Source organism: Chryseobacterium sp. 22543, assembly GCF_052044565.1.
In the GTDB taxonomy this organism is placed as follows: Bacteria; Bacteroidota; Bacteroidia; order Flavobacteriales; family Weeksellaceae; genus Chryseobacterium.
This window is the reverse complement of the sequence record NZ_JBQENH010000004.1, coordinates 547842-573224: the sequence shown is the minus strand read 5'-3', so window position 1 is coordinate 573224 and position 25383 is coordinate 547842. Positions and strand designations below refer to the sequence as shown.

Below are 25383 nucleotides of genomic sequence, written 5' to 3'. Positions count from 1 at the left end.
TGAATGAGTTAAAAGAAAATAATTATCAATAGATATGAAAATATTAGAAGGAAAAGTAGCACTAATTACCGGAGCTACAAGAGGAATCGGTAAAGGTATCGCTGAAATGTTTGCTCAGCAAGGGGCAAAAGTAGCATTTACCTACGCTGGCTCTGTAGACAAAGCAAAAGAATTAGAAGCAGCTTTAAGTTCTGTAACCCAAATTAAGGGATATCAGTCTGACGCATCAGATTATGATGCTGCCCAGAAATTGGTGGAAGATGTGATGGCAGAGTTCGGGCAGATTGATATTTTAATAAACAATGCAGGGATTACAAAAGATAACCTGTTATTGAGAATGTCCAAAGAAGATTGGGATAAAGTAATCAAAGTAAATTTAGATTCAGTTTTTAATCTTACCAAAGCGGTAATCAAACCGATGATGAAGGCCAGATCTGGATCTATAATCAATATGACTTCTGTAGTAGGAGTGAAAGGAAATGCCGGACAAGCCAACTATGCAGCTTCTAAAGCAGGTGTAATAGGATTTACAAAATCTGTGGCACTGGAATTAGGATCAAGAAATATCAGATGTAATGCTATTGCTCCAGGATTTATTGAAACTGAAATGACAGCCGTTCTGGATGAAAAAACGGTTCAGGGATGGAGAGAGGAAATTCCAATGAAAAGAGGAGGGCAACCTGCAGATATCGCAAATGCATGTGTATTCTTGGGCAGCGAAATGTCAGCTTACATTACCGGACAAACGTTAAATGTTGACGGTGGAATGTTAACTTAGAAAATGAAAAAAGTACAGAATATAGTATTATTCTTGTCGATTTTAATAGGCGTCGGTCTGGCATACATTAGTTTTTTTAATGTATATCAGACCGATGATTATTTCTGGTCCTATACAACCAGAAAAGCAGGATTGCTGCAAAGTTTTATAGATACCTATACAACATGGGGCGGAAGGTATTTCGGGTATTCAATTAATATGTTTAATCCAGTCTTTTACGACAGCAATACGATTCTCCCGAAAATATATCCTGTTTTCTTACTACTTTCCTTTATTGGAATTTCAGCATTAAATTTTAAAGAATATTTCAACTATTCTCTGAAAGAATCCCTCAAAAAAGGATTTCTTCTGTTTTTCTTTTATACAGTGCTTCTTGTAAGCTTACCAGAACATTACTTCTGGATCACAGGTTCCAATGTCTATTTCGTGCCTGTTATTTTATCCGGGATCTTACTTTATTTTTTCAAAAAATATCAGGATACAAAACAGAAAATATGGTTTTACCTTTCAGTTTTGTTTATCATCATTCTGATGGGTTCTAATGAAATTCTGGCATTGATTCTTGAAGGCGTCCTGTTAGTATCTTATTATCAGAAACGGAATAAAGAAAGCCTGTTTCTGGTACTGTTAGGAACCGTTTTTTTGCTAGCATGTTTTCTTGCACCAGGAAATTTCAACAGAATGGGAGAGGTAGAAAGAGGAATTGTAAAATGGCTGAAAAGAATTGCTCTTTTTGGTGCTGATACATTCTATGTAGGATTAAAAGTTATTGCAGTACTTCCATTATTTATTAAAGTTTTTGAAGAAGAACTCAAAAAGATCACTGCCCAAATTACATTGAAAAAAGCAGTTCTATTTTGGTCTGTTTCATTGATTCCCTTGTTATTTACGAGCTATATTCTCACCTCTATTGCAAGACAGTTTGAAAGTATACTCTTTTATTTTTTGCTTACTTTTTCTCTGTTAGTATATTTTAAATTTGAAAAAATTAAAAAATTCTGGTGGATTTCTCTGTTCATTATTTTTCTTCCTGAACTTAAAATTTTCCCGGAAAAATATGATTATTTTAATATTGATTTTAATGGTGAAAATATTGTGATGGAACTTGTGACTACAGATTTGAAAGAATATGAGAGAGAAATGAACGAAAGAGTAGATATTATCAAAAACTCTCCTCAAGACTCTGTTGTAGTAGATAAAATAAAAGAGATTCCGAGAATTTTATATTTCGATGAAATGGCTTCAGAAAAAGAACAGGAAACCTATGTAAATGATCAGCTCCAAAAATACTTTAACAAAAAATATATCAGAACAAAAGAATAAAATAAAGGCTTTAGATAATAATTCTAAAGCCTTTATTATGTTTTTATTTTTAGTCTTTAAAAACCTGATTTTCCTGTTCCTGAACACGGATAAAAGTGGTTCTCTTGGAAAGCTCTTTAAGTTTTGAAGCGCCTACATAAGTACAGGTAGACCGTACACCTCCCAAAATATCTTTTACGGTGTCTGCTACAGGACCTTTATACGCGGCTTTCACAGTTTTGCCTTCAGAGGAACGGTATTCTGCTACACCTCCGGAATGCTTATCCATTGCAGTTTTGGAACTCATCCCATAGAAAAGACGGTATTTTTTCCCATTTTCTTCAATCATTTCTCCACCGCTTTCATCATGACCGGCAAACATTCCACCCAGCATTACGAAATCTGCGCCGCCTCCAAAAGCTTTTGCAACATCGCCGGGAACTTTACATCCGCCATCAGCGATGATATGTCCGCCTAAACCATGGGCAGCATCAGCACATTCAATAATAGCAGAAAGCTGAGGATATCCTACTCCTGTTTTTACTCTGGTAGTACAAACTGATCCAGGGCCAATTCCTACCTTTATGATATCGGCACCTACAAGAAGCAGCTCTTCTACCATTTCTCCGGTAACGACATTTCCAGCGATAATGATTTTATCCGGAAAATTAGCTCTTGCCTTCTTCACAAATCCAACGAAATGCTCAGAATAACCATTGGCTACATCAATGCAGAGAAATTCAATTTTTGGATGCTTTTCAAGGATTAGTCTTATTTTTTCTTCATCGGCTTTTCCTGTTCCTGTGCTTAAGGCAATATATTGATAAATACTTTCAGGCTGGCTCTGTAGAAACTGATCCCATTGCTCGGGGGTGTAATGTTTGTGAACAGCTGTGATAATTTTTTCTTTTGCCAGCTCTACAGCCATTTCAAAAGTTCCTACGGTATCCATATTGGCGGCAATTACCGGAACACCTGTCCATTTTTTCTTAGTATGTTTAAAGGTAAACTCTCTTTGTAAATCAACTTCTGACCTGGATTTTAAAGTAGAACGCTTAGGGCGGAACATTACATCCTTGAACCCCAGTTTTATGTCATATTCTATACGCATTTTGTAATTATTTGTCAGAATAAAGGTAGTGAATAATCTGAAATAGTGTATTTTTGAAATAATGGATTTTCCTGTAACATTTCATATTTTCGGCAAAACAATTCTTGCACATCCACTTTTTGAGGCTGGAGGTATGTTTTTGGGTATGAGATATTATTTTTATTTGAAACGTAAGTCCAAAGAAAAACTTTCTTTCAACACCTCGGCTGCAGTTTTAATAGGGGCTACTGCTGGTGCTCTGATAGGTTCCAAGCTGATTGGTAATCTTGAAAACCCTTATACCTTATTTGAGAATTTTACGATCAAAAAGTTCTGGTCAAACAATACCATTGTCGGAGGCCTGGCCTTTGGATTATTGGGAGTAGAGCTGGCAAAGAAGATAGTGCATCATAAAGAAAGCACAGGAGATCTTATTGTTTTTCCTCTGATATTTGCTATTATTATAGGTAGAATAGGGTGTTTTCTCACTGGTATTTATGAAGAAACATATGGCATCCCTACTGATTCTGTTTTTGGAATGCATTTAGGAGACCAATACCTCAGGCATCCAGTTGCTTTGTATGAAATAGCTTTTTTAATTCTTCTGTGGGTGGGGTTAAAATATATTCAAAATCATAAGAAATACCCTTCCGGTTTTATTTTTCAGCTGTTTATGGTCAGCTATTTTACGTTTAGATTCTTTTTAGATTTTATAAAACCAAGGCCAGAGATCATGGGAAATATGGGTACAATTCAAATGGTCTGTATTTGCGTAATTATTTACTACATTTATAAAATCAAAAATACCAAGCCTTTATATTTAAAATATTCAAGATGAAAACTTTAACTATTTTAGAAGTCGGCAATCTGGCAGGTTTAGTCGTAATTATCGTTGGTGCAATTATTTTGGTTGCACTGGTTATTTCCCTTATTATCACTGTTATAACAAAACTTATTTACGAAAGAAAGGGAGACCGGAAATTTACCAAGAAACAATTTATTCAGACAATGCTTATATCCCTTCTGATCTGTGGATTGATCAGTGGTTATATTTGCGGAGGACTTTAAAAATTTTGCTATGCCAGTAAGAAATTATACCTATTACGATTATACAATCAGTCTTTGCCCGGAATGTCTTAAAAGGGTGGGCGCCAAGATCATTATTGAGGATGAAACTGTTTTTATGACCAAAAGATGCCCTGATCATGGTTTTTTTAAAACAAAAATAGCTTCAGATGTGCATTATTATAAAAACATCAGAAACTATAATAAAGCTTCTGAAATACCTTTACATTTCGGAACCGATGTAGAATATGGCTGCCCTTATGATTGTGGACTATGCGTAGATCATGAACAGCATAGCTGTCTTTCTATTGTAGAAGTTACAGATCGTTGTAATCTGACTTGTCCCACATGTTATGCGATGTCCTCTCCACATTATGGAAGTCATAGGAGTCTGGAGGAAATAGAGGCTATGTTTGATGTTATTGTAAAAAATGAAGGTGAACCGGATGTAGTGCAAATCAGTGGAGGAGAACCTACAATTCATCCGGAGTTTTTCAAAATCATGGATATTGCCAAGTCAAAACCAATCAAACATCTGATGCTGAATACCAACGGAATCAGAATTGCTAATGATCCGGGATTTGCTGAAAGATTGGCAACTTATGCCCCGGAGTTTGAAATATATCTTCAGTTTGATTCATTTAAACCTGAAGTACTGCAAGATTTCAGAGGAAAGGATCTTACTGCAGTCAGAATGAAAGCACTGGAAAAACTTAATGAGCTTAATCTTTCTACTACATTGGTTATTGTCCTTCAAAAAGACAAAAATATTGATGAAATAGGAAAAATTATAGAATTTGCCTTGAAGCAGAAATGTGTTAGAGGAATTACCTTCCAACCCGTTGAAATTGCTGGAAGAAACAGGGAAGATTCTGCCCATGAAAAGATTACTCTAACTGAGGTAAGACAGGAAATAATCAATCAGTTTCCGCTATTAAATTCTGATGATATTATTCCGGTACCATGTAATCCGGATGCTCTGGCTATGGGTTATATATTAAAACTTCAGGACGAAACGATTCCTTTAACCAGATATATCAATCCTGCAGATCTTCTGAATAATGAATCAAGAAATACTATTGTTTACGAACAGGATAAGGGATTACATATGCAACTGCTGGATATATTCAGTACGGGGATTTCTGTAGATAAAGTTCAGCCCAAGGTAAATCAGTTACTATGTTGTCTACCCGAAGTTTGTGCGCCGGATCTTGATTATGATAACCTGTTTAGAATAATCATTATGAATTTTATGGATGCACATGATTTTGATGTAAGAGCAGTGAAAAAATCATGCGTACACATTGTCAATAAAGACCTGAAGTTAATACCCTTTGAAACAATGAATCTTTTCTATAGAGATGAAAAAAAGGCTTATCTTGAAGAACTCAGAAAAGAAGATAAAGTATTATTTTGAACAGTATAAAAAATAAAGCGTGAAATTAATTTCACGCTTTTATTATCTTTAATTTCCGGGTTTATTTTACTTCTTTAACGCTTTCAAAAGTCATCACTTCTTCCAGTGTTTTCATGTATTCGTATGCCGTAAGGTCAAACTTTACCGGAACAATGGAAATATATCCGTTAGCCAAAGCTGTCTCATCAGCATCTTCGGAATCATCCATATTGTTGAAATAACCGGTCAGCCAGTAATATTTTTTACCGTGCGGGTTTATTCTTTCATCAAAGCTTTCTTCCCATTTTGCATGAGCCTGTTTACACACTTTTACACCTTTTATTTCTTCAGCCGGAAGTTTAGGAATATTCACATTCAGTACAATACCTTTTGGCATTGGGTTTTCCAGGGTTCTTCTTACGATATTCTGGATAAATTCTTTAGCCTGGGTAAAATCAGCTTCCCAGCTGAAATCCAGTAATGAGAATCCTATCGCAGGAATTCCTTCTACACCTGCTTCTACAGCAGCGGACATTGTTCCCGAATAGATCACATTAATAGAAGAATTTGCTCCGTGATTGATTCCTGAAACTACAATATCAGGTCTTCTTTTCAGAATTTTATCAAGAGCCATTTTTACACAGTCTACAGGAGTTCCGCTGCAAGAAAAATCAGTCTGCGGACCATCCAGAGTAACTTCTTCGTAGCTTAGCGTAGAATTAATGGTAATAGCGTGGCCTTTTCCACTTTGAGGAGAGTTGGGGGCTACAACAACTACTTCTCCGATTTCATTCATAAAACTGATAAGATTTCTGATACCAGGAGCTGTAATTCCATCATCATTAGTAACCAGAATAAGTGGTCTTTCCATAAATTATCTTTAATATTTTTTATTCAAATAGAGTGAGTTTGTTCATTTAAGAATTGAACAAATAGATTTTCAACACATCAAATGTAGGTAAAAATAAGACGTGATAAAACAGCTGTTTTATTATTAATTGTTGTGAATTCAGAATAGAGATTGCCCTATTTTAATTAAAAAATGAGGCTGTGAGCAGGAAAAAAGAAAAGTTTAAAGTTTAGAAAATAAATTAAGAATGAAGGAAAATTAATACATTGATTTGATCTCACATTCTCAAATATTAATTCCTGTTTCATTAATGGCCTCAGTACTTTACAGGTGCTTTTCAGATGAAGTATAAAATTCTTTCTGGAAAAGCACCTGCTAAGCCTGATGGTTGTTCAATTTAAGTGGTTGTACAAAATAATAAACTAATCAAGAGGTTTTCTGCCTGTAATGATGTTATAAAGAATAACAATAATGGCAATGACCAGCAGAATGTGAATCAAATAACCCGTGCTGATGCCTGGGACTATTCCTAACATTCCTAAAAGCCAAACAACGATGCAGATGACTGCAATTAACCATAATAAACTTCTCATGACTTTACATTTTAAAGTTATTTGGTTAAATATCAGCATATTTTATGCCTTTATGGATGAAAATTGATTTTTGTGGTATCTGTTTTTAATTTCCAATGAGAAATACATGTTGCGGCCATTCCCTGAAAATGGAATGATAATTATTTCATTTTGGAGCTAAACTGCCTGATAATAGGAAATGGCTAACACTGTTATTATTATTTGCAGATCTATTTAATAAAAATGTTCAAAACTATCTGATAATTGCAAATAAGGTATTAAATTTGATCATTTGTAACAGTACCAAACTTACTGCTACTAATTATTATACTTATTTTAAAAAAATTAATAAATAAAGACAGTTTATGTGGAAAAATTTCAAACTGAATAAATTTTTACTTCTTATTCCATTAACCAGTCTAATGTTTTGTTTCAACTCGCCAAAGAATGACGATGAAAAGATGCAGACGATTATGGTGAGCGTAAAAAACACACTTTCTTATCTGCATTATAGCCCCAAGTCTATCAATGATGCCTATTCGAAGGACGTTTATAAGCATTATTTCGAATTGGTAGATCCTGCGAAAAGATATTTCCTGCAATCTGACATGGATGAATTCAACAAGCATGAGACAAAGCTTGACGATTATATCAGCCAGGGTGACCTTACATTCTACAAGCTTACGATTGACAGGCTATACCAGAGAGTGGATGAGATCGATAAAATAACACAGGATATTTTCAATAAGCCAATCAATCTTCAGGAAGATGAAACGCTTACTCTTGAGCCGAAACTCAAAAAGGTACCTTCCAACAAGCAGGAACAGTATAATGAGTGGAAAAAATTCATCAAGTACAATATCCTTCAGGAAGTAGAGTCGATGAACAGCAAAGAAGAAGCTCAGAAAGAAAAGAAAGACTCTGTTCAGAAATACAAGCTGAAAGATACGATCAAGTTTAAGCCTCTTACTCAGGATGAAAAGATCAAAAAAGCAACTGATGAAGTAAAAGATCTTGTAAAAGATACCTTTACCCGATTTAAAAAGAGAAAGAAAATGGATTGGTTTACCGTGTATATGAATGCCTATACAGAAGTATTTGATCCACATACCAACTATTATTCTCCAAAAGATAAAGAAGATTTTGATACTCAGTTTACCGGAAAAGTAATCGGTATAGGAGCATTGATTCAGGAGAAAAAAGGAAATCTTTACTTAGGAGCTCTTACCATTGGTGCACCGGCATGGAAGTCTAAGCAGCTTTCTGAGGGTGATAAAATTCTGAAAGTAAGGTCTAAACCGAAAGACGATGCTGTAAACGTAGTAGGAATGCTTTCTGATGAAGCTGTAAGACTGATCAGAGGAGAGAAAGGAACTCCGGTAACACTAACGGTTCAGAAAAAAGACGGTACCATCAAAGACGTAACAATGATTCGTGAAGAAGTAGCTATTGAAGACACTTTTGCAAGAAGTATCGTAGTGAACACTCCAAACGGAAAGAAATATGGTTTCATCAACCTTCCAAGTTTTAATGCTGATTTTGAAAATGCTAAAGGAAGAAATGCTTCTGATGATATTAAAAATGAGATCATTAAACTGAAAGAACAGAATATCCAGGGAATTATTCTTGACCTTAGAAATAATGGAGGAGGTTCTTTAACTGAAGTAGGGGATATTATGGGTCTTTTCATGGAAGCTGGACCTTATGTTCAGGTGAAAGACGGAAACGGGAAAATACAGACTCTTAAGAATAAAAATGAAACTCCTATCTGGACAGGTCCATTGGTGATTATGCAAAACGAGCTTTCTGCTTCGGCTTCAGAAATCCTTGCAGGAGTAATGCAGGATTATGGAAGAGCAATGATTATCGGATCTCCGCAGTCTTTCGGGAAAGGAACCGTTCAGACTTTTGTTGATCTGAACAGATTCCTGAATACAGAAGATGATTTCGGATCTTTAAAACTGACTATCCAGAAGTTCTACAGAATTACCGGAGAATCTACACAGAGAAAAGGTATCGTTTCTGATATCCAGATGAAAGACTTCTTTACCTATGCTGAAGTAGGAGAGCGATATGATGATTATGCATTGGCATGGGATAAAATTCCGCCTACGAAATTCCAGAAGCTTAACTATTTCAACATTCAGGCGCTGGAAAAAGCAAGTGCAGACAGAATGGCTAAAAACAGCAATTATCAGTTGTTATTAGAGTCTGCCCAGTGGAGAGAACAATTGGACAAAGAAGAAAATATCACTTTGAATATCACTAAGTTCAATGAACTAATGAAGAACAGAAAATCTCAGATTGAAAAGTTCAAAGCTTTAACTAAATTTGAGAACGGACTTCAATTCATGATGTATCCAAGTGAAGTTGAAAGAGAGAAAAAAGACGAAGCTTTCAAAAAGAAATCTGAAATGTGGATCAAAAATCTGAAAAAAGATCTTTATCTGCAGGAAGCAATGAATATTGTATCAGATATGGGAGCGAAATCCTAAACATAAAAAACCCGCTAATGAAAATTAGCGGGTTTTTTTATTGAGTAAAAAGGCTTACTTAATTTCTACACATCCCACTCTTCCTCCTGCATTTCCAGTAGGCTGAGTATGGAAATCATCTGCAGCAGCATGTACAATAAGACCTTTGCCGATGATGTTTTTAGACTCATCAGTACAGCCCAGACACCATTTGTCTGTCTTGAAAGTCAGTGTTGCCGTTCCGCTCTCATCAGCAACCAGATTTCCTATATCTCCCATATGGAAATGTTCAGCACCCCATTTACCGTGATCATTTTTGGAAGGATTCCAGTGACCACCAGTAGAGGTTCCGTCTGCAGCAGAACAATCTCCTTTTTCATGAATGTGTACTGCATGGATTCCGGGAGTAAGGTTTGTTACATTCAGTTTCATGATCACGTCATTTCCCTGCTGGGTAAACTTTGCCGTTCCTCCTGTTTGTGTTCCGCTTTTGGCATTTACAGAATACATTTTTGTTGTTCCGCATGAAGCTGCTAAAAATGCAAATCCTGCCAATAATGCTAATGTTTGTGCTTTCATTTTTTAAATGATTTAAAGTGATTTTATCCCTAAAATTATAAAAGATTTTCCAAAGCGCTTTATGATTCCAGTCTTTTTTTCAAAAGATACGGCGCAGTACAGCCGAAATCCAATAGGTTTTGGCCTCAGATTCTGCAGCTTTGTCAAGAATATTGCTTGCTTTAAAAAGAGATGAAAAAAGCTTATTTTTAACGGAGAAAGTAATTAATCTCTAACATCAAAAGAAGGAAGAAATAGAAAAAATGATTATTCTATATACATTTATCAGCGAAGAAAAACACCAGTCTCTTCTTGACCGGTATCTGCCTGTTTTTTCTGATGATATGAAAAGAGATATTCTGAGATACAGAAGATGGCAGGATGCACAGCTTTCTTTGCTGGGGAAGTTACTTTTACGGCATGGATTAAGAACTTTTTATAATATTCCGGAGGTGGAAATAGGTATTCTTCCCAACAAAAAGCCTTATTTGAAAGGACATAACCTTCATTTTAATATATCGCATTCCAAGGACCTTGTTGCCTGTGTCATTGCAGAATATCCTTTGGGAATAGATGTAGAATACAATGATCCGAAGGTCAGTTACCGGGATTTTATATTTCAGATGACTCCTAATGAGATGCAGGAAATTCAGGATGGCATGGATAAAATGAAAGGATTCTTCACCTATTGGACGAGAAAAGAAGCTGCTATAAAAGCACATGGAGGTGGGATGATACTTCCCTTAGATTCTTTTGAAGTAACTAATGGGGAGTGTGTTATTGAAGATGAGAAGTTCTTTATAAAAGAGATTTTTATTCACAAAGACTATCATAGCTATATGGCTTCTTCAGATCCAAAAATTAAAAATGTAGTCCCTCTTTTCAAACATTTTGAAGGAGATATCCTATAGTAAAAGCGGGTTCTTTATCTTTATTATAGCAATAAAAGACAACAGAATTCTGCCCCGGAAAAATATCTTTGTAAACTAACAACTTTGAATTGGAAGAATATAAAAAACGAATTGTAAAAACAATTCAATACATTGATAATCATATTGATTCGGATTTGTCTCTGGAGAAAGTTTCAGAGATAAGCGCTTATTCGCCTTTTCATTTCCACAGAATATTTAAGCTTGTCACCGGAGAGACTCTTCAGAGCTATATTATCAGGAAGAAAATAGAAAAAAGCGCCCTTCATCTGGCAATGCATAAAAATATGGAGATCAAAGAGATCTACTGGAATCTTGGATTTTCAAACCACTCAGCTTTCTGCAAAACATTCAAAAAATATTATGGTGTGCCCCCTACAGAATTCCGCAGGTCGGCTCCTGAAAAATTTCACAAGATTTTACAAACACATAGCAAGAACGGACAAATTGATACGGTTTTCAGCCAATACATTTGCAATATTGAAAACCTGTTAAATTGGACCAACATGAATTTAAAAATCGAAGTAAAAGAAATGCCGGAAATGAATCTGGCGTCTGTAATGAGCCTTGGAATTGCAAATGTGGAATCTTCTTTCAACGTATTAATAGATTGGGCGATAAAGAAGAATCTTTTTCCGCGGGAAAATGTGAAAATGATCGCTGTATATCATGACAGCTGTAAGATTACCCCTCTTGACAAAGTAAGAATTCATGCCTGCATGCTCCTGGATGAAAAACTGAGGCAGCAGGAGGGCGAAGTATTTGCCGAAACTTTAGATGCGGGCAAATACATTGTAGGAAGTGGCGAAGTTACTTTGGATGACTTCGAGCAATGCTGGGTTTCTTTGTTTTTATGGATGAATGAAAACAAGTATACCACCAGAAAAACCTTTCCTTACGAAATCTATCACTCCAACTTTAAAGAACATCCAGAAGGAAAAATGATCGTTGATTTTTGTATTCCGATTCATTAATTTCCCATTCGGTAACAAAAGAATGCCTTTCGGTAACAATTTTTTTACGGGAAGGCATTTCTCATCCTATTTTTGACCCAGAAAACAATAAAAATGAAAACGCAAGGACAAAACATACTGCTTCTTATTTTCCTGATCGCTTCCATAATGGGATATTCGCAGGTGAAGATCTCAGGAAAAGTTTCCTTTAAAAACAAAGGGGTAAGTGAAGTAAACGTCACTCTGAAAGATACCTATGACGGGACAACCACAGATGCCCAAGGTAATTTTTCTTTTGAAACTTCAGAAAAAGGAGAGCATAAAATAACATTCACCCATCCGAAATATGAGAATATAGAAAGAACAGTTTCTATTGAAAATCAGGAAATTTCTTTGATTGTTGACCTTAAAGAACAGATCAGTGAGATTGATGCAGTAGTAGTTTCTGCGGGATCCATTGAAGCAAGTGATAAGAAAAGAGCAACAGCACTGCTTTCTCCAATAGATATTTACACCACAGCAGGAGCTGACGGGCAGATTTCTTCAGCTTTAACCTACCTTCCGGGAGTGCAGAAAGTAGGTGGAACAGAAGGTCTTTTTATCAGAGGTGGTACAGGAACGGAATCTAAAATTTTTATGGATGGAAGTCTTATCAATAATTATTTTTCAAATTCTGTTCCGGGAATTGCAGGAAGAGATCAGTTCAATACCTCACTTTTCAAAGGGAATATATTTTCAAGCGGCGGATATTCTGCATTATACGGACAGGCTCTTTCAGGAGCTTTGATGCTGGAAAGTGTTGATCTTCCGGATGAAAGTTCTTACAGCTTAGGTGTTTCACCTATTTTCCTGAGTGCCGGATTTCAGAAGCTTGGAGACAATAAAAACTATTCCTACGGCGCTACAGCAGGATATTCTATTTTAAGTCTGATGCAGAAAGTCTTTAATTTTAATACAGATTTTGTTGAAGCACCACAGGGTCTTAACGGAGATCTGAATTTCAGATTTAAAACAAAATCAGGGGGCTTTTTCAAATATTATGGGATGTTTAATTCCAATAAAATGGGAGTGAGATCGGAAAGCCTTGAACCCGGATATGATTTCAGTCTGGTAAAGCTTAACGGTAAAAATACATTTCATAATCTTTCCTTTAAACAGAAATTTGGAAAATACCTTCTGAATGTAGGAGGTTCTTACTCTTACAACAGATCTGATCTTCATTTTTCTACAGAAACCAATGATATTGAATCCAACAGAAGCCAGCTTCTTACAGACGGAAATTATTTTAACTTCAAAGCAGTTATTGAAAGAAAGATCAACAAAATCAGCGCTCTGAGAGGAGGATTTGAGTTGAATAATACGGATGAAAACCTGAACTTTGAAGCGGTGCAGAAATATTATAAGGATTTGATATCTTCTGCTTTTCTTGAAACAGATCTGGGATTCAGTAATGCATTGTCAGCGAAAATAGGAGTAAGAGCAGAGCACTCTTCTTTTTTAGGGAAGAATAATATTGCCCCTCGTTTTGCCATTGCTTACCGTCTGGCAAAAGACTGGACCACTTCCTTAGCGTATGGTCTCTTTTATCAGAATCCGGAAAGTAAATATATCAATGGTCCTGCAAATCTTGGTTTCCAGAAGTCTCAGCATTATATTTTTCAGGTTCAGAGAGCTTCGGAAGGAAGAACATTACGTTTTGAAGCGTTTTATAAAAAATATGACCAATTGATTAAAACATTTAATGTTAATCAGGATAAAGAACAGAATCAGCAGACTCAATCCGCATTAAACAACAGTGGATACGGATATGCAAAAGGAGTAGAATTTTTCTGGAGAGACAATAAAAAAACATTTGAGAATATTGATTATTGGATCAGCTACTCATACCTGAATTCTAAAAGAGATTTTCTTAATTATCCGGTTAGCCTGCAGCCAAGTTTTGCCGCGGAACACACCCTTTCTGCAGTGGCAAAAAGATTTATTCCGGAATGGAAGCTTGGAGTAAACTTATCGTATACCTATGCTAAAGGACGTCCTTATTATGATATTGCCTCTACGTTTGAGAACGGGAAAGCAATTAATTATACCAGAAATGAAGGGAGATTAAAAGATTATAATGCTTTGAATTTCAGTATTAATTATCTACCCAATATCGGTAAAAAAGATGCGAAAGCTTTTCCGGTGTTCGTATTGAGTGTCAGCAATATTTTAGGATCAAAGAATGTATATGGCTATAATTTCTCTGCAGACGGATCCAGAAGTTCTGCAATCGTTCCGCCAGTCAATACTTTTGTGTTCATTGGAGCATTTATAAGTTTCGGAGTAGATAAAACGGATGATGCCATCAATAATAATTTATAAAAAACATACCTTAGGGCAAACAAATAGACTAACTTTTAAAATTTGATATCATGAAAAAATACCTTTTAAGCTTTGCTTTAGCTTTTGTGAGCTTAACAGCTTTTGCACAGGCAGATTACGACAAAATAATGACTGAAAAAATCGGAAGAATTGAAGTCTGTAAAACATCGGAAGATTTCCAGACTCTGGCCAATGATTTCCAGAGGATAGGAAGTAAAGAAAGCACAAAATGGCTTCCGGCGTACTATTCGGCATTTTCTTATATCCAGAAAGGAAGAACCTTGATGAGAGACGGAAAAATGCAGGAACTGGATGCTATTGCAGATCAGGCCGAGAAACAACTGTCAATGGCACAGAATCTTGCCGGAGCAGATAATGCAGAAATTCACTTGCTGAGAAAAATGTCCTACTCACTGAGAATGATGGTAAATCCGGCACAGCGTTATATGACAGACGGAGCCAGAGCTGCTGAAGAACTTAATATTGCAGAAAAATTAGAGCCTGCAAATCCAAGAATTGCTCTTATCAAAGCAGAAGACGTTTATTTTACTCCTGAGCAGTACGGAGGAAGCAAAACCAAAGGACTGGAAATGTTCAAAGATGCACAGGCAAAATTTAAGACCTACAAACCTAAAACGGCATTAGATCCTAACTGGGGAAGAGGTGAAGCTGATTATTTTCTAAGCCTTCCGGCAGAAAAAGCGAAATAATACATTCTTTGCTTTACTTATAAATTAACCTTCATTCGTGAAGGTTTTTTTATACCGTTCAGGGAAGAAAATCAGCCCTTCGGTAAGAATTAATTTTTGATACCTTTAATAAAAACTAATTTTGAGTCAAGAAAACAGATCATGAAACGGAAATACTTTACCATATTACTTTGGACGTCATTAGGAACCACATTATTTTTCTTTTTGTTTTTTAATGATGAAAAGACTTTGAATTCTTTTCTGATCACGCTGCTTCTTTCAACCATGTATTCCTTTGTACTGGGGTTTGGAAACGGATTTATCAATGAATTTCTCAACAGAAAATTCCCATGGTCGGAAGCTACCCGAACGAGAGCGGTTTTAAGTATTGTTTCCATTATCATCGGGAACTTTATTCTGGTCTATTTCTGTAATTATATGAACTATGTGGTGATTCAGAAAACGGCTACCATACAAGAGTTTTTTTCTTCAAAGTATGGGGTAACGAATTGGTTTATGATCAATATTGCTCTTTTGATCTCTGCCTTTCTTCATGCTAAAAGCTTTATGGAAGAGCTGAAAAAGACTTCCAGAAAAGAAGTAGTAGAGCAGAAGCTAATCGCGAAATCAGCAAACGCTCAGTTTGAAAGTTTAAAAAATCAGCTGGATCCTCATTTCCTTTTCAATTCTCTGAATGTTTTAAGCTCACTGATTGATGAGAATCCGCGCCAAGCTCAGAAGTTTACCGCTTCAATGTCAAAGATTTACCGTTATGTACTTGAACAGAAAGATAAAGAGCTTGTAACGGTGGAAGATGAAATAGAATTTGCCAGAACATATTGTGACCTTTTGAAAACAAGATTTGAAGACAGTGTAGATTTTACTTTTGAAGTTGCCCGGGAAGATTACCAGAAATATGTTGTTCCGCTGTCTTTACAGCTGCTGCTGGAAAACTGTATCAAACATAATTTCGCTACGTCATCAAAACCTTTGATGATAAGAATTTTTTCAGCGGGAAATATACTTTGTATTGAAAATAACTTACAGGTAAGAGAGCAGATCAAAGAAAGTTCGGGAATTGGTCTTGCCAATATTGTACAGCGTTATTCTCTGCTTACCGATCGAAATGTATTCATAGAAAAGTCAGAGGATCATTTTAAAGTAAAACTTCCGATGCTTTTGAATAAACCGCAAGTTTCCAGTGCAAAACCTGAAGATGATTCTGCTGCGTACAAGCGTGCACAGAAGAGAGTAAAAGAAATGAAAAGCTTTTATATGAATCTTATTTCTTACTGCACTGTATGTTCCTTTTTAATCTTTATCAATCTTTACACCAGCAGCAGAAATCAGTGGTTTTGGTTTCCGGTACTGGGGTGGGGAATTGGGGTTGCTTCCCATGCCTTTCAGGTGTTTGGAGTAGGAGAATCATGGCAGGAAAAGAAGATTCGTGAAATTATGAACAAACAAAAAAAATAAAACGATGGAAAGATTTGACGAAAATGATATTGAATACCAACGTGCCAGAAGAGAGGTAGAACGGTTACGTGGATTTTACGGACATTTATTCGCTTATATCGCAGTGAATGCTATGATCGTTGTATACAACTGTATGAACCTGAAACCCGGTGAAAGTTATTTTCAGTTTAAAAACTTTTTTACAGCCACTTTCTGGGGAATAGGAGTTGCAGCACACGCTGTTACGGTTTTTTTACCCCGTATTAATTTTATCAGGAAATGGGAAGACCATAAGATTAAAGAACTGATGGATAAGCAGAAAAATCATTAAAGGAATTTCCTTTTTTACTCAAACACTTTTAATTTTAAAAACGCATTAAAGATGAACACTTTGTCAACGCTATTCTACATTTCAATGGCCACCTGGTTTCTTACAGAATTTCTTTACAAAAACATGTTGAAATCCGGTAAAGAAGATCAAAAGAACAAAGATAAATCAACATTGAATATTCTATGGCTTGCCATTCCTTTTTCTATAATGAGTTCGATATTCATATCTTATAACACTCATTTTACGATTGCTGCAGGAATTTGGATTCTTTATCTGGGAGAACTCCTCATTCTTACCGGAATTATTTTCAGATATATGATCATCAGATCCTTGGGAAAATATTTTACCGTAGATGTTACCATCAGACAGGATCATAAAATCAAAAAAGAAGGGTTTTATAAATATCTGAGACATCCTTCTTATGCCTTTTCCCTGCTAACCTCTCTTGGTCTTGGTTTGTATTTGAATAACTGGCTGTCTTTAGTCTTTGCTTTTGTACCTCCGTTTTTAGCCTTCGCCTACAGGATTAAGATCGAAGAACAGGCTTTGGTAGAGCAGTTCGGTGATGAATATATTGAATACAGAAAAAGTACAAAGAAGCTGATCCCGTTTATCTATTAATTACCCGTTTTTACGATTCGGATAGCATAATCTACCATTCGGTAATATAAAATTGATTTGACCCCTTTTCCTGAACTACCTTTGATTCAAGAAAAAAACAAATTAACCTTTTAAAACAAAACATTATGGAAATTTTACCAAATAAAGAGACCATTGCTTACAGAAAAGCATCCAGAAGAGTGAAAGAATTAAAAGAATTTTATGGAAATCTTACTTCTTATTGTATTGTTATTCCATTTCTGGCAATACTGAATCTTATGACCGCTCCCGGATACCTGTGGTTTTTATGGCCGGCGCTGGGCTGGGGAATAGGAATTGCGTTTCATGCAATAAATGTATTCGGAATTGGAAAAAGCTGGGAAGAAAGAAAGATAAAAGAACTGATGGAGAAAGAGGAAAAAGGAAAAATAAAAACATTCTAACAATAATCATAACTAAAAACTTACACGATCATGAATTACGAAACTGCAAGCACAAGAACGAACAACATCAGAAAATTCTATAAAAGCATTTTTATATTTGCAATCTTTGCTGCTCTTATCATTCCGGATGATATTTTTGGCGAAAAGATTATTAATTTTCGATTGTTTGACCGATATACTATCCTTGGGATCTGGGGATTTATTATTCTCATTAAAGCCGTAAAACTGTTTCTTTTTGATTCTGAATGGGAAAGAAATATGATTGAAAAAGAGCTTGAGAAGGAGAAAAAGCCAATAAAATATTAAAATATGCCCGCTTTTATCTAACTTTATTTCCTAAAATCTAAAAACTAAAATTAAAGCTCAATGATCAAAACTGTCATTATAGAAGATGAAAAACCTGCTTCAAGGAAATTAGAACGTATGCTGAGTAATTTTCCTGAAATAGAGATCGTTGCGAAAATAGAATCAGTAGAAGAAGGAGTTGTCTGGTTTTCTGAAAACGAACATCCGCAGCTGATCTTTTCTGATATTGTTTTAGGTGACGGACTGTCCTTTGATATCTTTGAAAAAATTCCAACGAAAGGATTCATCATCTATACCACGGCTTTTGATCAGTATACACTGAAAGCTTTTAAGCTGAACAGTATTGATTATCTTTTAAAACCTATTCTTGATGAAGATCTGGAAGGCGCAGTAGAGAAGTTTAAATCCTTTATTCCTGCCAATGACACGAATGGTTCTCAGGATATCAAACAGCTGATTAGAAAAGAGAAATCTACACTGTCCAGAGTTCTGGTAAAAATCGGGTATAACCTTAAAATCATCCAGACTCAGGAAATAAGCTGTTTTTTTAGTGAGAATAAAATCGTTTATCTTCAGACAGAAGACCGTATCTATCCATCAGATTTTACACTTGATGAGCTGGAAGATGTTCTGGATGAGAAAAAATTTTTCAGAGTAAACAGACAGTTTATTGTAAGCTCAGATTATATTAAAAATATCCATACATCACCTTACTATAAAGTGGATATGGAGTTTCAGCCTGAAGAAGAAATTACAGTAAGCAGAGACCGCGTCAAAGACTTCAAAGATTGGCTGGTCAGTTGATAAAAAAGGAAGAAATTTCCTCATCATACAAAAACAAACACCATGGATCTTATATTATTGATTTTTAAACTGTTCCTTTCCCTCTTTTATGCCTGAAAACAGGAATTGTCAGGAGTTATAAAAGTTACTGGCAGATTGTACAAACTGGTGAAAGGCTTCCGTGACTTCTTTCTTATGCTTATGAGCAAGAGGAAACGGAACCATATGGGAATACTCATACGGGAAATCTTTGATTTCTACTTCTACATTGATGTTCCTGTAGCCTCCACGTAAAGTATTCAACGCTTCTATTGGAGGGGCAACACTATCTTTTTCCAGGACATACGCTTTTATCTGGGACTGAATTTCATGAATTCTTTCTTCTCTTTCCCTTTGAAAATAATTGTAGCGAAGCATTTTTTTGAACCAGCTTTCCTGCGGATGAAGTTCTTCATTCTGATAATGTTTCAAACGGGTATCTGATTTAAAATCAGAACTCAGCAGCTCTGTGAAGACAGACTGCATTTTAATAGTAGCCTGAGTATCCATGATGTATTTGGATATCGGAAACATCCTGTCAATAGTCATTCCTCCACAAAAACAGAAAACTTTAGACCGGGTAAAGTAATGGTTCGGATCTGCCATTTTAATGATCATTGAAAGAAAAGATCCAATAGAATATCCAAATAAATCCAGATCTGCTTCTGGGGAAATCCCTTTTATTTTATTGTTTTTAATCTCTTTTACTACTTCAGTAATATCAGAATAAGTCTGCAGGCCGGACCAGAATATTCTTTGAGGATGTGCTTCCAGCCTTGAGCTTATCGCAGCATTCACATAGGAGAAATTCATATTTTCCGGATATTTTTTCCTCCTGAAACGAACCACTTCCATCATGTGATGACGGTCACTCCAGATAGGTTCTGCACGATCCATATGAAAAGCAATAGGAAACAGAATAACGGCTTTCTGTGTTCTCTGGGCCAGTTCATATGCCCATGGCAGATATTTGTCCCATTTCTTTTCATTCAGGCCATGGAAGAAAAAAATACACCCTTTGACGGTTTCTATATCCGCTCTCTTCAGTATATAATATGTAAACCTTTTATTGCATTCAATATCGAAATCCTTGATGTCCACTGCAGGCTGACCATAAAAAAGATACCCTTTTTCACTGATTTCCAGTAATTGCTGGTGGGTGATGCAATGTTGATGTTCCGAACCATAAAGCAGATCAGAAACCTTCGATTCAAAAGGAACAGCCTCAATAGTTACATTTAATTCCTTTATTTCAACCCTGTCTTTTCCGGAATCAAAATGACTTTTCAAAACTTCATACAATTCATAATATTCCATAGTACGACAATTGAAGGGATTCATATTTAGAACTATCAATTTAGAGAATTATTGCTATAATATGTTGATTTTTAAGAGTTAAATGTATTCTAGGCATAGGAGAAAAAATAAACCCCGGAACAGTCTTATTCCGGGGCAGTAGATATATAAATTGATAAGGATGTTTACTCTTTTGCTTCCGCTTTTTTTCCGTTTTCCTGGATGGTAGCAGCTGTAAAGATGATCATGACAATGCACAAGATAAGATCTGCTTTTTCAGGGTGAAAGATTTCCTGGTAGATATTGTAGCCTACAAGTATTGAGACAAAAAAGATAAGAGCATTGTTAGCGGATGCATATTGGTTTTTAATTGTTGTTTTCATAATGATGTTTTTTATTGTTATTTATCCAGTAAGTATGACAATTCAAAATACGTTACAACAATTTTCAAAATAATAATCAATAATTACATAACTATCTGTAATCAATCCTGTTAGATTCAGTGTCTTCAAGCTGTTTAAGGATGGATTCCGGAATTTCATCGCTGTCAATGGGAAAGCTGATAGAGTCGGAAATAAAGTTTTTTCTGTCTGCTTTTCTGAAGATTTCAAACAAGGCTATCGGCTCCTGATTGAAACTGATACAGGTACTTATAAAGTGGATTTCGTGGAGTTTATAGTCAGGATTCTTAAGTTTTTCTTTAATATCTTTAATTCTTGAAATAAAATGCCGCTGGCGGATAAAAGTGTTGCTGTTCATAATGATAAAAACATAGTCGGAATAAGCTGTTACCTTACCAAAATACTTATGCTGGTCACCACCGCTTCTTTCAATAAAATATTCTCCGGTTGTCTCCGATTTATAAATTTCCATCGCAGAGCGCCATATACGGTCTTCTTTTGCCATTAAAGGATTGTCAGGAAGATTTCTGTTATAAGAGTACCAGCAGCCTACCAGGCGGTCCAGAAGAGCGGTATTCAGATTTACATTATTCATCTCAATCCTGAGATCATTAAAGTTGAAAGACTCTGTAGTGGAATTGATGAAGTCTATATAATTGGAGTAACCCAGAACTTTGACAATTAGACTCAGTTTTGCAAGGTTCGGTCTGCTCAGAACAGCATTTTCATTTTGCCTGAATTTTTTCAGTTTATTGATAATCAGGTGTTCATACAGGTAATTAGTCCCCAGAAGATCTGGTTCTTTTTTAATTTCTTTCTCTGAATGATCATTGATAATGAGCTCATTCAGTTCTGCGCTGATGTAGGACCATTCGGTTTTGGTAACGTCTTCCCAATGGTTTTTCTTTAAAAAATGGCGGCTTAAGAAATTCATCAGTTTTTCAAGATGCAGTATATCTTCCTTTTTCATCTGTTTATTTTTTATGGTCAGATTCGTTTTAGTTTTATAAGACTAATTTAAGATTTTTATCAAGCCAAAAAAGACTTTTGAGAGATTTTTATATTTTAAAATCCATTGATATTTGAATAGAAAACAAAATTTAAAACAATGGAAACAAGAATGTTATTAAAAGATGAATCTCTCTGGAACCGGATACAGGGATTTTCGCTGGATGCTCCCGGCGTTGCTTTCCCTTTTTCAAAAAAACTGGCAAAAGAAGAAAGCTGGAGCCTTGATTTTGCAAAAAAAGCGATAGAAGAATATAAAAAGTTTGTCTATCTCTGCTGTATTCTTCCCAACGGGGCCTCTCCCAGCGAAATAGTGGATAAAGTATGGCATATGCATCTGATCTACACCCAGAATTATTGGGAAGAATTCTGTCCGAATATTTTAAAAAGACCGCTTCACCATCATCCTTCTAAAGGAGGAAACACAGAAAGAATGAAACATGAGAATTGGTTTGAAGATACGATGTCCGGCTACAGGAACATATTTCAGCAGGAAGCACCCGAAGAAATATGGAAAGGGAAAAAGAAAGAATCTAAAGTAAGACGCTGGATGAAAAAGATGGCCTTTTTTTCTCCAATTTTTATTTTATTGCTGCTGTTTTCCTGTACAGAAGGAGGAGGCTTCACCGGATTGTTGGTCACGGCAGTGATTTTTGCCATTATTTTTATTTTGGGAACAATAACCTCAATCATAGGAGATGGTGAAATTCCCGATCCTAATAGAAAGGATAAGCAAAGCAATGATGGAGGAGGAGGTGGAAGCTGCGGAGGATCGAGCTGCAGCGGAGGAGGTGGTTGTGGCGGAGGCTGTGGTGGTTGTGGGGGATGTGGAGGATAAAAAATAATCAATATGAAAAAACTAACCATTCACTCAGTTTCTGTTGGAGTAAGCTTTATGTGGCTTATGACAGCATGTCAGACATTGAATCCCATTATTCTTAAAGGGCCGGATTTTCTGAAGTTTTATCTCATTCTGGTTCTCGGATTCTATGCTTCAGTTTTTATTTTAAACTCCTTGAGAGAAACCATTTCGGAGACTACATTTTATTTTACAGGCTTCATTTTTTTACTGGGAATTATAAAACTGGTAAGAGGAATCATGCTGGGAAAACCCGTTGGATTTCTCGTTATGATTTTAATCCTGGAATGTATTGTGGCAGTGTTTCTTATCATGAGCCACGTCAACAAGAAAACAAAGTAATTGTTTCATAAAAACAAACCCGAAACAGAACTGTTCCGGGCTTTATAATAAGGTATAGAGATCAAATCTCTTACTTTTTTTCTTTTATGGGCTGGTAGCCATATTTTCTAACCATAATGGAAGTGATCACCACTAAAATAAGGCTGATTCCGATATTTGAATTCTCAGGATGTACAATTGCCTGATAAAGATTGTAACCGAAAACCGCAGATACAACTGAGATCAGGATATTGTTTACATAAGCATACTGGTTTTTTGTAGTTGTTTTCATAGTAATTTTTTTATTGTTATTTACTCAGTAAGTAAGACAACTTAAAAAACGTTACAGAAAACTTTAAAATTATTTCTTCAAAAAACAAACTTATATATTCTCAACCCTGAACTCATCATCCTTTACGCAATCACACCGCTTCCGATAAGTTCATCATCAATATACCATGCAGCAAACTGTCCTTCCGCAATGGCAGACTGAAGTTCATCAAACTCAATATATAATGCATTTTCAAACTGATACAGAGTTGCTTTCTGCAAAGCCTGTCTGTATCGGAATCTGGCCATTACTTCCATAGATTCTCCACTCTGAAGTTTCATATCCTCACGTACCCAGTGCAGTTCAGAATTATCTATTTTCAATGCTTTTTTGTGAAGACCAGGGAAATGGCTTCCTTCTCCCACGAAAATGATATTGTTTTCCATCTCTCTGGAGATAATAAAACAGCTTTCCTTGTGCCCGCCTATTCCAAGGCCCCGGCTTTGTCCGATGGTGAAAAACTGGGCTCCCTGATGTTTCCCGATTACTTTTCCGTCAGACTTTTTATAGTTGATTTTTCTGGATAAAAACTCAAGTTCTTCTTCTTTAGAAGCGAATTCTGGTTTTTCTTCCGAAAATAAAGGTGAATCTTTGAAAATTTCTACAATTTCCCCTTCATTGGGCTTCAATTGCTGCTGTAAAAACTGTGGAAGGCTCACCTTCCCGATAAAACATAATCCCTGGGAATCCTTTTTATCTGCTGTTACCAACCCGATCTCCTTTGCGATTTCTCTTACCTGAGGTTTTGTAAGTTCTCCGATAGGGAACAACGCTTTTGAAAGTTGATCCTGGCTTAGCTGGCAAAGGAAATAAGACTGATCTTTATTGTTGTCTTTTCCGGCAAGAAGGTGGAAAATTTCTTTTCCGTTTTCGTCAAAAGTAGAGTTTACTCTTGCATAATGTCCGGTTGCCACCTTATCTGCCCCCAATGACATTGCGGTCTTCATGAAAACATCGAATTTTACTTCTCTGTTACATAATACATCCGGGTTGGGAGTTCTTCCTTTTTCATATTCTGCAAACATATAGTCAACGATACGTTCCTTGTAAAGTTCACTCATGTCTATCACCTGGAAAGGAATTCCAAGCTTTTGTGCCACCATAAGGGCATCATTACTGTCCTCAATCCAGGGACATTCATCTTCCAGAGTTACGGAAGCATCGTTCCAGTTTCTCATAAACAAAGCCACCACTTCATGGCCTTGCTGTTGCAGCAAATACGCTGTAACACTAGAATCTACACCTCCGGAGAGGCCTACTACTATTTTCATTATATTTCAATTTTACGAAACTCTTAACGGGAGTTCTTAGTTTGATGCGGCAAAAATACAACTAAATAAATTCGTAAAAAAACCATAATTTTAAACATTGATAAAAACGATATTAATCGTATTTGCCATTATACCGTACTATAACAAGTGATGGGAGTATACAATATCATCAAAACAAAATATATCTACATATGAAAAAAATTATTATTTCAATGATGCTGATCATCTCGGGGTCAGTGTTTTCCCAGGTTTCAGTAGGAACTCCGGTGCAGGAAAACAGCAAATGGACTTTTGGAGGGGGAATCGGATTAGGATTCGGGAGTAATAGTGCTTTTAATCTGTCTGCTTCACCAAGAGTAGGTTACAGGCTTACGGATGATCTTGAGGCAGGTGTTGTGGGAAGTGTATCCTGGCAGACTTCCAATTCTTATAAATCTACCATGTTTGGGGTAGGGCCATTTGTCAATTACTATTTTGCCAGATCATTTTATGTGGGAGCAAACTATCAGCATTATTTTGTTGACTATAAAGATAAATACTATGATTATAAATACAATACAGAAGAAAATGCATTGTATCTTGGAGGAGGATATATGCAAAGAATCGGGAATAATTCTTTTATGCAGATTGGATTGATGTATAATGTACTCTGGAAGCAGAATTCCAGTGTGTTTTCAAGCGGTCTGATCCCGAATATCGGTTTTGTAGTAGGGCTTTAATGCCTGGTTTATCAATAGGAACGGGCTTTAGCCCGTTTAATCAAAGAACAAAATTCATTCGGCTTCAGCCAAACCTCATAATGTTAAGGCACAAAGATATTTGGAGTTCAATACAATACTCAATATAATTGGTTTTAACGTAAAACTTATAAAACGAAAAGCCCCGGAAAATTTCCCGGGGCTTTTCTATTTGAAATTAAATT

Annotated in this window: 28 protein-coding genes; 19 read left to right on the top strand and 9 right to left on the bottom strand. The window is 35.9% G+C overall.

Annotated features, from left to right (window positions below):
- The first annotated feature begins 34 nt into the window (after positions 1–34).
- Both fabG and ACTJIP_RS17095 read left to right on the top strand, forming a co-directional pair.
- On the top strand, positions 35–778 hold the full coding sequence (gene fabG / locus ACTJIP_RS17100) for a 3-oxoacyl-[acyl-carrier-protein] reductase (RefSeq protein WP_047377912.1): 744 nt from the start codon (positions 35–37) through the stop codon (positions 776–778).
- A 3-nt stretch (positions 779–781) separates the two neighbouring features.
- A complete protein-coding gene (locus tag ACTJIP_RS17095) occupies positions 782–2101 on the top strand; it encodes a DUF6056 family protein (protein ID WP_219071992.1) in 1320 nt (439 codons plus the stop codon).
- A 49-nt stretch (positions 2102–2150) separates the two neighbouring features.
- Here ACTJIP_RS17095 and ACTJIP_RS17090 read toward each other — a convergent pair whose 3' ends face one another.
- On the bottom strand, positions 2151–3191 hold the full coding sequence (locus ACTJIP_RS17090) for a GMP reductase (RefSeq protein ID WP_077413234.1): 1041 nt from the start codon (positions 3189–3191) through the stop codon (positions 2151–2153).
- Positions 3192–3252: 61 nt separating this feature from the next.
- Here ACTJIP_RS17090 and ACTJIP_RS17085 point away from each other — a divergent pair, with 61 nt between their 5' ends.
- From ACTJIP_RS17085 to ACTJIP_RS17075, 3 genes are read left to right on the top strand one after another with little or no spacing between them, the layout of a single operon-like run.
- The gene (locus ACTJIP_RS17085; protein WP_440704867.1) at positions 3253–4008 is read left to right on the top strand and encodes a prolipoprotein diacylglyceryl transferase; all 756 of its coding nucleotides are present in this window, start codon (positions 3253–3255) and stop codon (positions 4006–4008) included.
- On the top strand, positions 4005–4238 hold the full coding sequence (locus ACTJIP_RS17080) for a hypothetical protein (protein ID WP_180564879.1): 234 nt from the start codon (positions 4005–4007) through the stop codon (positions 4236–4238). The genes ACTJIP_RS17085 and ACTJIP_RS17080 overlap by 4 nt, the downstream gene beginning before the upstream one ends.
- A gap of 10 nt (positions 4239–4248) precedes the next feature.
- A complete protein-coding gene (locus ACTJIP_RS17075; RefSeq protein ID WP_077413237.1) occupies positions 4249–5652 on the top strand; it encodes a radical SAM protein in 1404 nt (467 codons plus the stop codon).
- Between the two features lie 61 nt (positions 5653–5713).
- Here the strand turns inward: ACTJIP_RS17075 and surE are convergent, their stop codons facing one another.
- On the bottom strand, positions 5714–6502 hold the full coding sequence (gene surE, locus ACTJIP_RS17070) for a 5'/3'-nucleotidase SurE (RefSeq protein ID WP_077413238.1): 789 nt from the start codon (positions 6500–6502) through the stop codon (positions 5714–5716).
- 401 nt (positions 6503–6903) lie between these two features.
- A complete protein-coding gene (locus ACTJIP_RS17065; protein WP_047380070.1) occupies positions 6904–7074 on the bottom strand; it encodes a lmo0937 family membrane protein in 171 nt (56 codons plus the stop codon).
- Between the two features lie 344 nt (positions 7075–7418).
- Between ACTJIP_RS17065 and ACTJIP_RS17060 the strand changes: the two genes are divergently transcribed.
- Positions 7419–9548: a carboxy terminal-processing peptidase gene (locus ACTJIP_RS17060; protein WP_077413240.1), complete on the top strand. Its 2130-nt coding sequence runs from the start codon at positions 7419–7421 to the stop codon at positions 9546–9548.
- Between the two features lie 54 nt (positions 9549–9602).
- Here the strand turns inward: ACTJIP_RS17060 and ACTJIP_RS17055 are convergent, their stop codons facing one another.
- Positions 9603–10106, bottom strand: a complete 504-nt coding sequence (locus tag ACTJIP_RS17055; RefSeq protein ID WP_440704866.1) for a superoxide dismutase family protein — start codon at positions 10104–10106, stop codon at positions 9603–9605.
- A gap of 242 nt (positions 10107–10348) precedes the next feature.
- Between ACTJIP_RS17055 and ACTJIP_RS17050 the strand changes: the two genes are divergently transcribed.
- The 10 genes from ACTJIP_RS17050 (at position 10349) to ACTJIP_RS17005 (ending at position 18956) form a co-directional block, all read left to right on the top strand.
- Complete coding sequence (locus tag ACTJIP_RS17050; protein WP_180564880.1) at positions 10349–10996, top strand: 4'-phosphopantetheinyl transferase family protein; 648 nt, start codon at positions 10349–10351, stop codon at positions 10994–10996.
- An 89-nt stretch (positions 10997–11085) separates the two neighbouring features.
- Positions 11086–11988 carry an AraC family transcriptional regulator gene (locus ACTJIP_RS17045; RefSeq protein ID WP_440704865.1) on the top strand — a complete coding sequence of 301 codons (903 nt, stop codon included), beginning with the start codon at positions 11086–11088 and terminating at the stop codon, positions 11986–11988.
- A 93-nt stretch (positions 11989–12081) separates the two neighbouring features.
- Entirely contained in the window at positions 12082–14328 is a 2247-nt protein-coding gene (locus ACTJIP_RS17040; protein WP_077413244.1) for a TonB-dependent receptor, read from the top strand.
- 50 nt (positions 14329–14378) lie between these two features.
- Positions 14379–15038, top strand: a complete 660-nt coding sequence (locus ACTJIP_RS17035) for a hypothetical protein (protein WP_077413245.1) — start codon at positions 14379–14381, stop codon at positions 15036–15038.
- A 141-nt stretch (positions 15039–15179) separates the two neighbouring features.
- Positions 15180–16493, top strand: a complete 1314-nt coding sequence (locus ACTJIP_RS17030) for a 2TM domain-containing protein (RefSeq protein ID WP_077413246.1) — start codon at positions 15180–15182, stop codon at positions 16491–16493.
- 4 nt (positions 16494–16497) lie between these two features.
- Entirely contained in the window at positions 16498–16803 is a 306-nt protein-coding gene (locus tag ACTJIP_RS17025; protein ID WP_077413247.1) for a 2TM domain-containing protein, read from the top strand.
- A gap of 51 nt (positions 16804–16854) precedes the next feature.
- Entirely contained in the window at positions 16855–17424 is a 570-nt protein-coding gene (locus ACTJIP_RS17020) for a methyltransferase family protein (protein WP_440704864.1), read from the top strand.
- Positions 17425–17549: 125 nt separating this feature from the next.
- The gene (locus ACTJIP_RS17015; protein ID WP_047380084.1) at positions 17550–17846 is read left to right on the top strand and encodes a 2TM domain-containing protein; all 297 of its coding nucleotides are present in this window, start codon (positions 17550–17552) and stop codon (positions 17844–17846) included.
- Between the two features lie 30 nt (positions 17847–17876).
- A complete protein-coding gene (locus ACTJIP_RS17010) occupies positions 17877–18152 on the top strand; it encodes a 2TM domain-containing protein (protein ID WP_077413249.1) in 276 nt (91 codons plus the stop codon).
- A gap of 60 nt (positions 18153–18212) precedes the next feature.
- The gene (locus tag ACTJIP_RS17005) at positions 18213–18956 is read left to right on the top strand and encodes a LytR/AlgR family response regulator transcription factor (protein ID WP_077413250.1); all 744 of its coding nucleotides are present in this window, start codon (positions 18213–18215) and stop codon (positions 18954–18956) included.
- 108 nt (positions 18957–19064) lie between these two features.
- Here ACTJIP_RS17005 and ACTJIP_RS17000 read toward each other — a convergent pair whose 3' ends face one another.
- The 3 genes from ACTJIP_RS17000 to ACTJIP_RS16990 form a co-directional block, all read right to left on the bottom strand.
- Positions 19065–20291 (bottom strand): DUF6051 family protein, encoded by a 1227-nt coding sequence (locus ACTJIP_RS17000; RefSeq protein WP_180564883.1) that lies wholly within the window; start codon positions 20289–20291, stop codon positions 19065–19067.
- 164 nt (positions 20292–20455) lie between these two features.
- Positions 20456–20653, bottom strand: a complete 198-nt coding sequence (locus ACTJIP_RS16995; RefSeq protein WP_077413252.1) for a hypothetical protein — start codon at positions 20651–20653, stop codon at positions 20456–20458.
- A 91-nt stretch (positions 20654–20744) separates the two neighbouring features.
- Complete coding sequence (locus ACTJIP_RS16990; RefSeq protein ID WP_077413253.1) at positions 20745–21641, bottom strand: hypothetical protein; 897 nt, start codon at positions 21639–21641, stop codon at positions 20745–20747.
- A 138-nt stretch (positions 21642–21779) separates the two neighbouring features.
- Between ACTJIP_RS16990 and ACTJIP_RS16985 the strand changes: the two genes are divergently transcribed.
- On the top strand, positions 21780–22517 hold the full coding sequence (locus ACTJIP_RS16985; protein ID WP_440704863.1) for a glycine-rich domain-containing protein: 738 nt from the start codon (positions 21780–21782) through the stop codon (positions 22515–22517).
- 12 nt (positions 22518–22529) lie between these two features.
- Positions 22530–22880, top strand: a complete 351-nt coding sequence (locus ACTJIP_RS16980; protein WP_440704862.1) for a hypothetical protein — start codon at positions 22530–22532, stop codon at positions 22878–22880.
- A gap of 70 nt (positions 22881–22950) precedes the next feature.
- On the opposite strand, the gene ACTJIP_RS16975 is transcribed toward ACTJIP_RS16980, so the two are convergent.
- Together ACTJIP_RS16975 and mnmA are read right to left on the bottom strand one after the other, a co-directional pair.
- Complete coding sequence (locus ACTJIP_RS16975) at positions 22951–23151, bottom strand: hypothetical protein (protein ID WP_077413256.1); 201 nt, start codon at positions 23149–23151, stop codon at positions 22951–22953.
- A gap of 122 nt (positions 23152–23273) precedes the next feature.
- The gene (gene mnmA / locus ACTJIP_RS16970; protein ID WP_077413257.1) at positions 23274–24461 is read right to left on the bottom strand and encodes a tRNA 2-thiouridine(34) synthase MnmA; all 1188 of its coding nucleotides are present in this window, start codon (positions 24459–24461) and stop codon (positions 23274–23276) included.
- A gap of 191 nt (positions 24462–24652) precedes the next feature.
- Between mnmA and ACTJIP_RS16965 the strand changes: the two genes are divergently transcribed.
- Positions 24653–25180: a hypothetical protein gene (locus ACTJIP_RS16965; protein ID WP_440704861.1), complete on the top strand. Its 528-nt coding sequence runs from the start codon at positions 24653–24655 to the stop codon at positions 25178–25180.
- Positions 25181–25383: the final 203 nt, after the last annotated feature.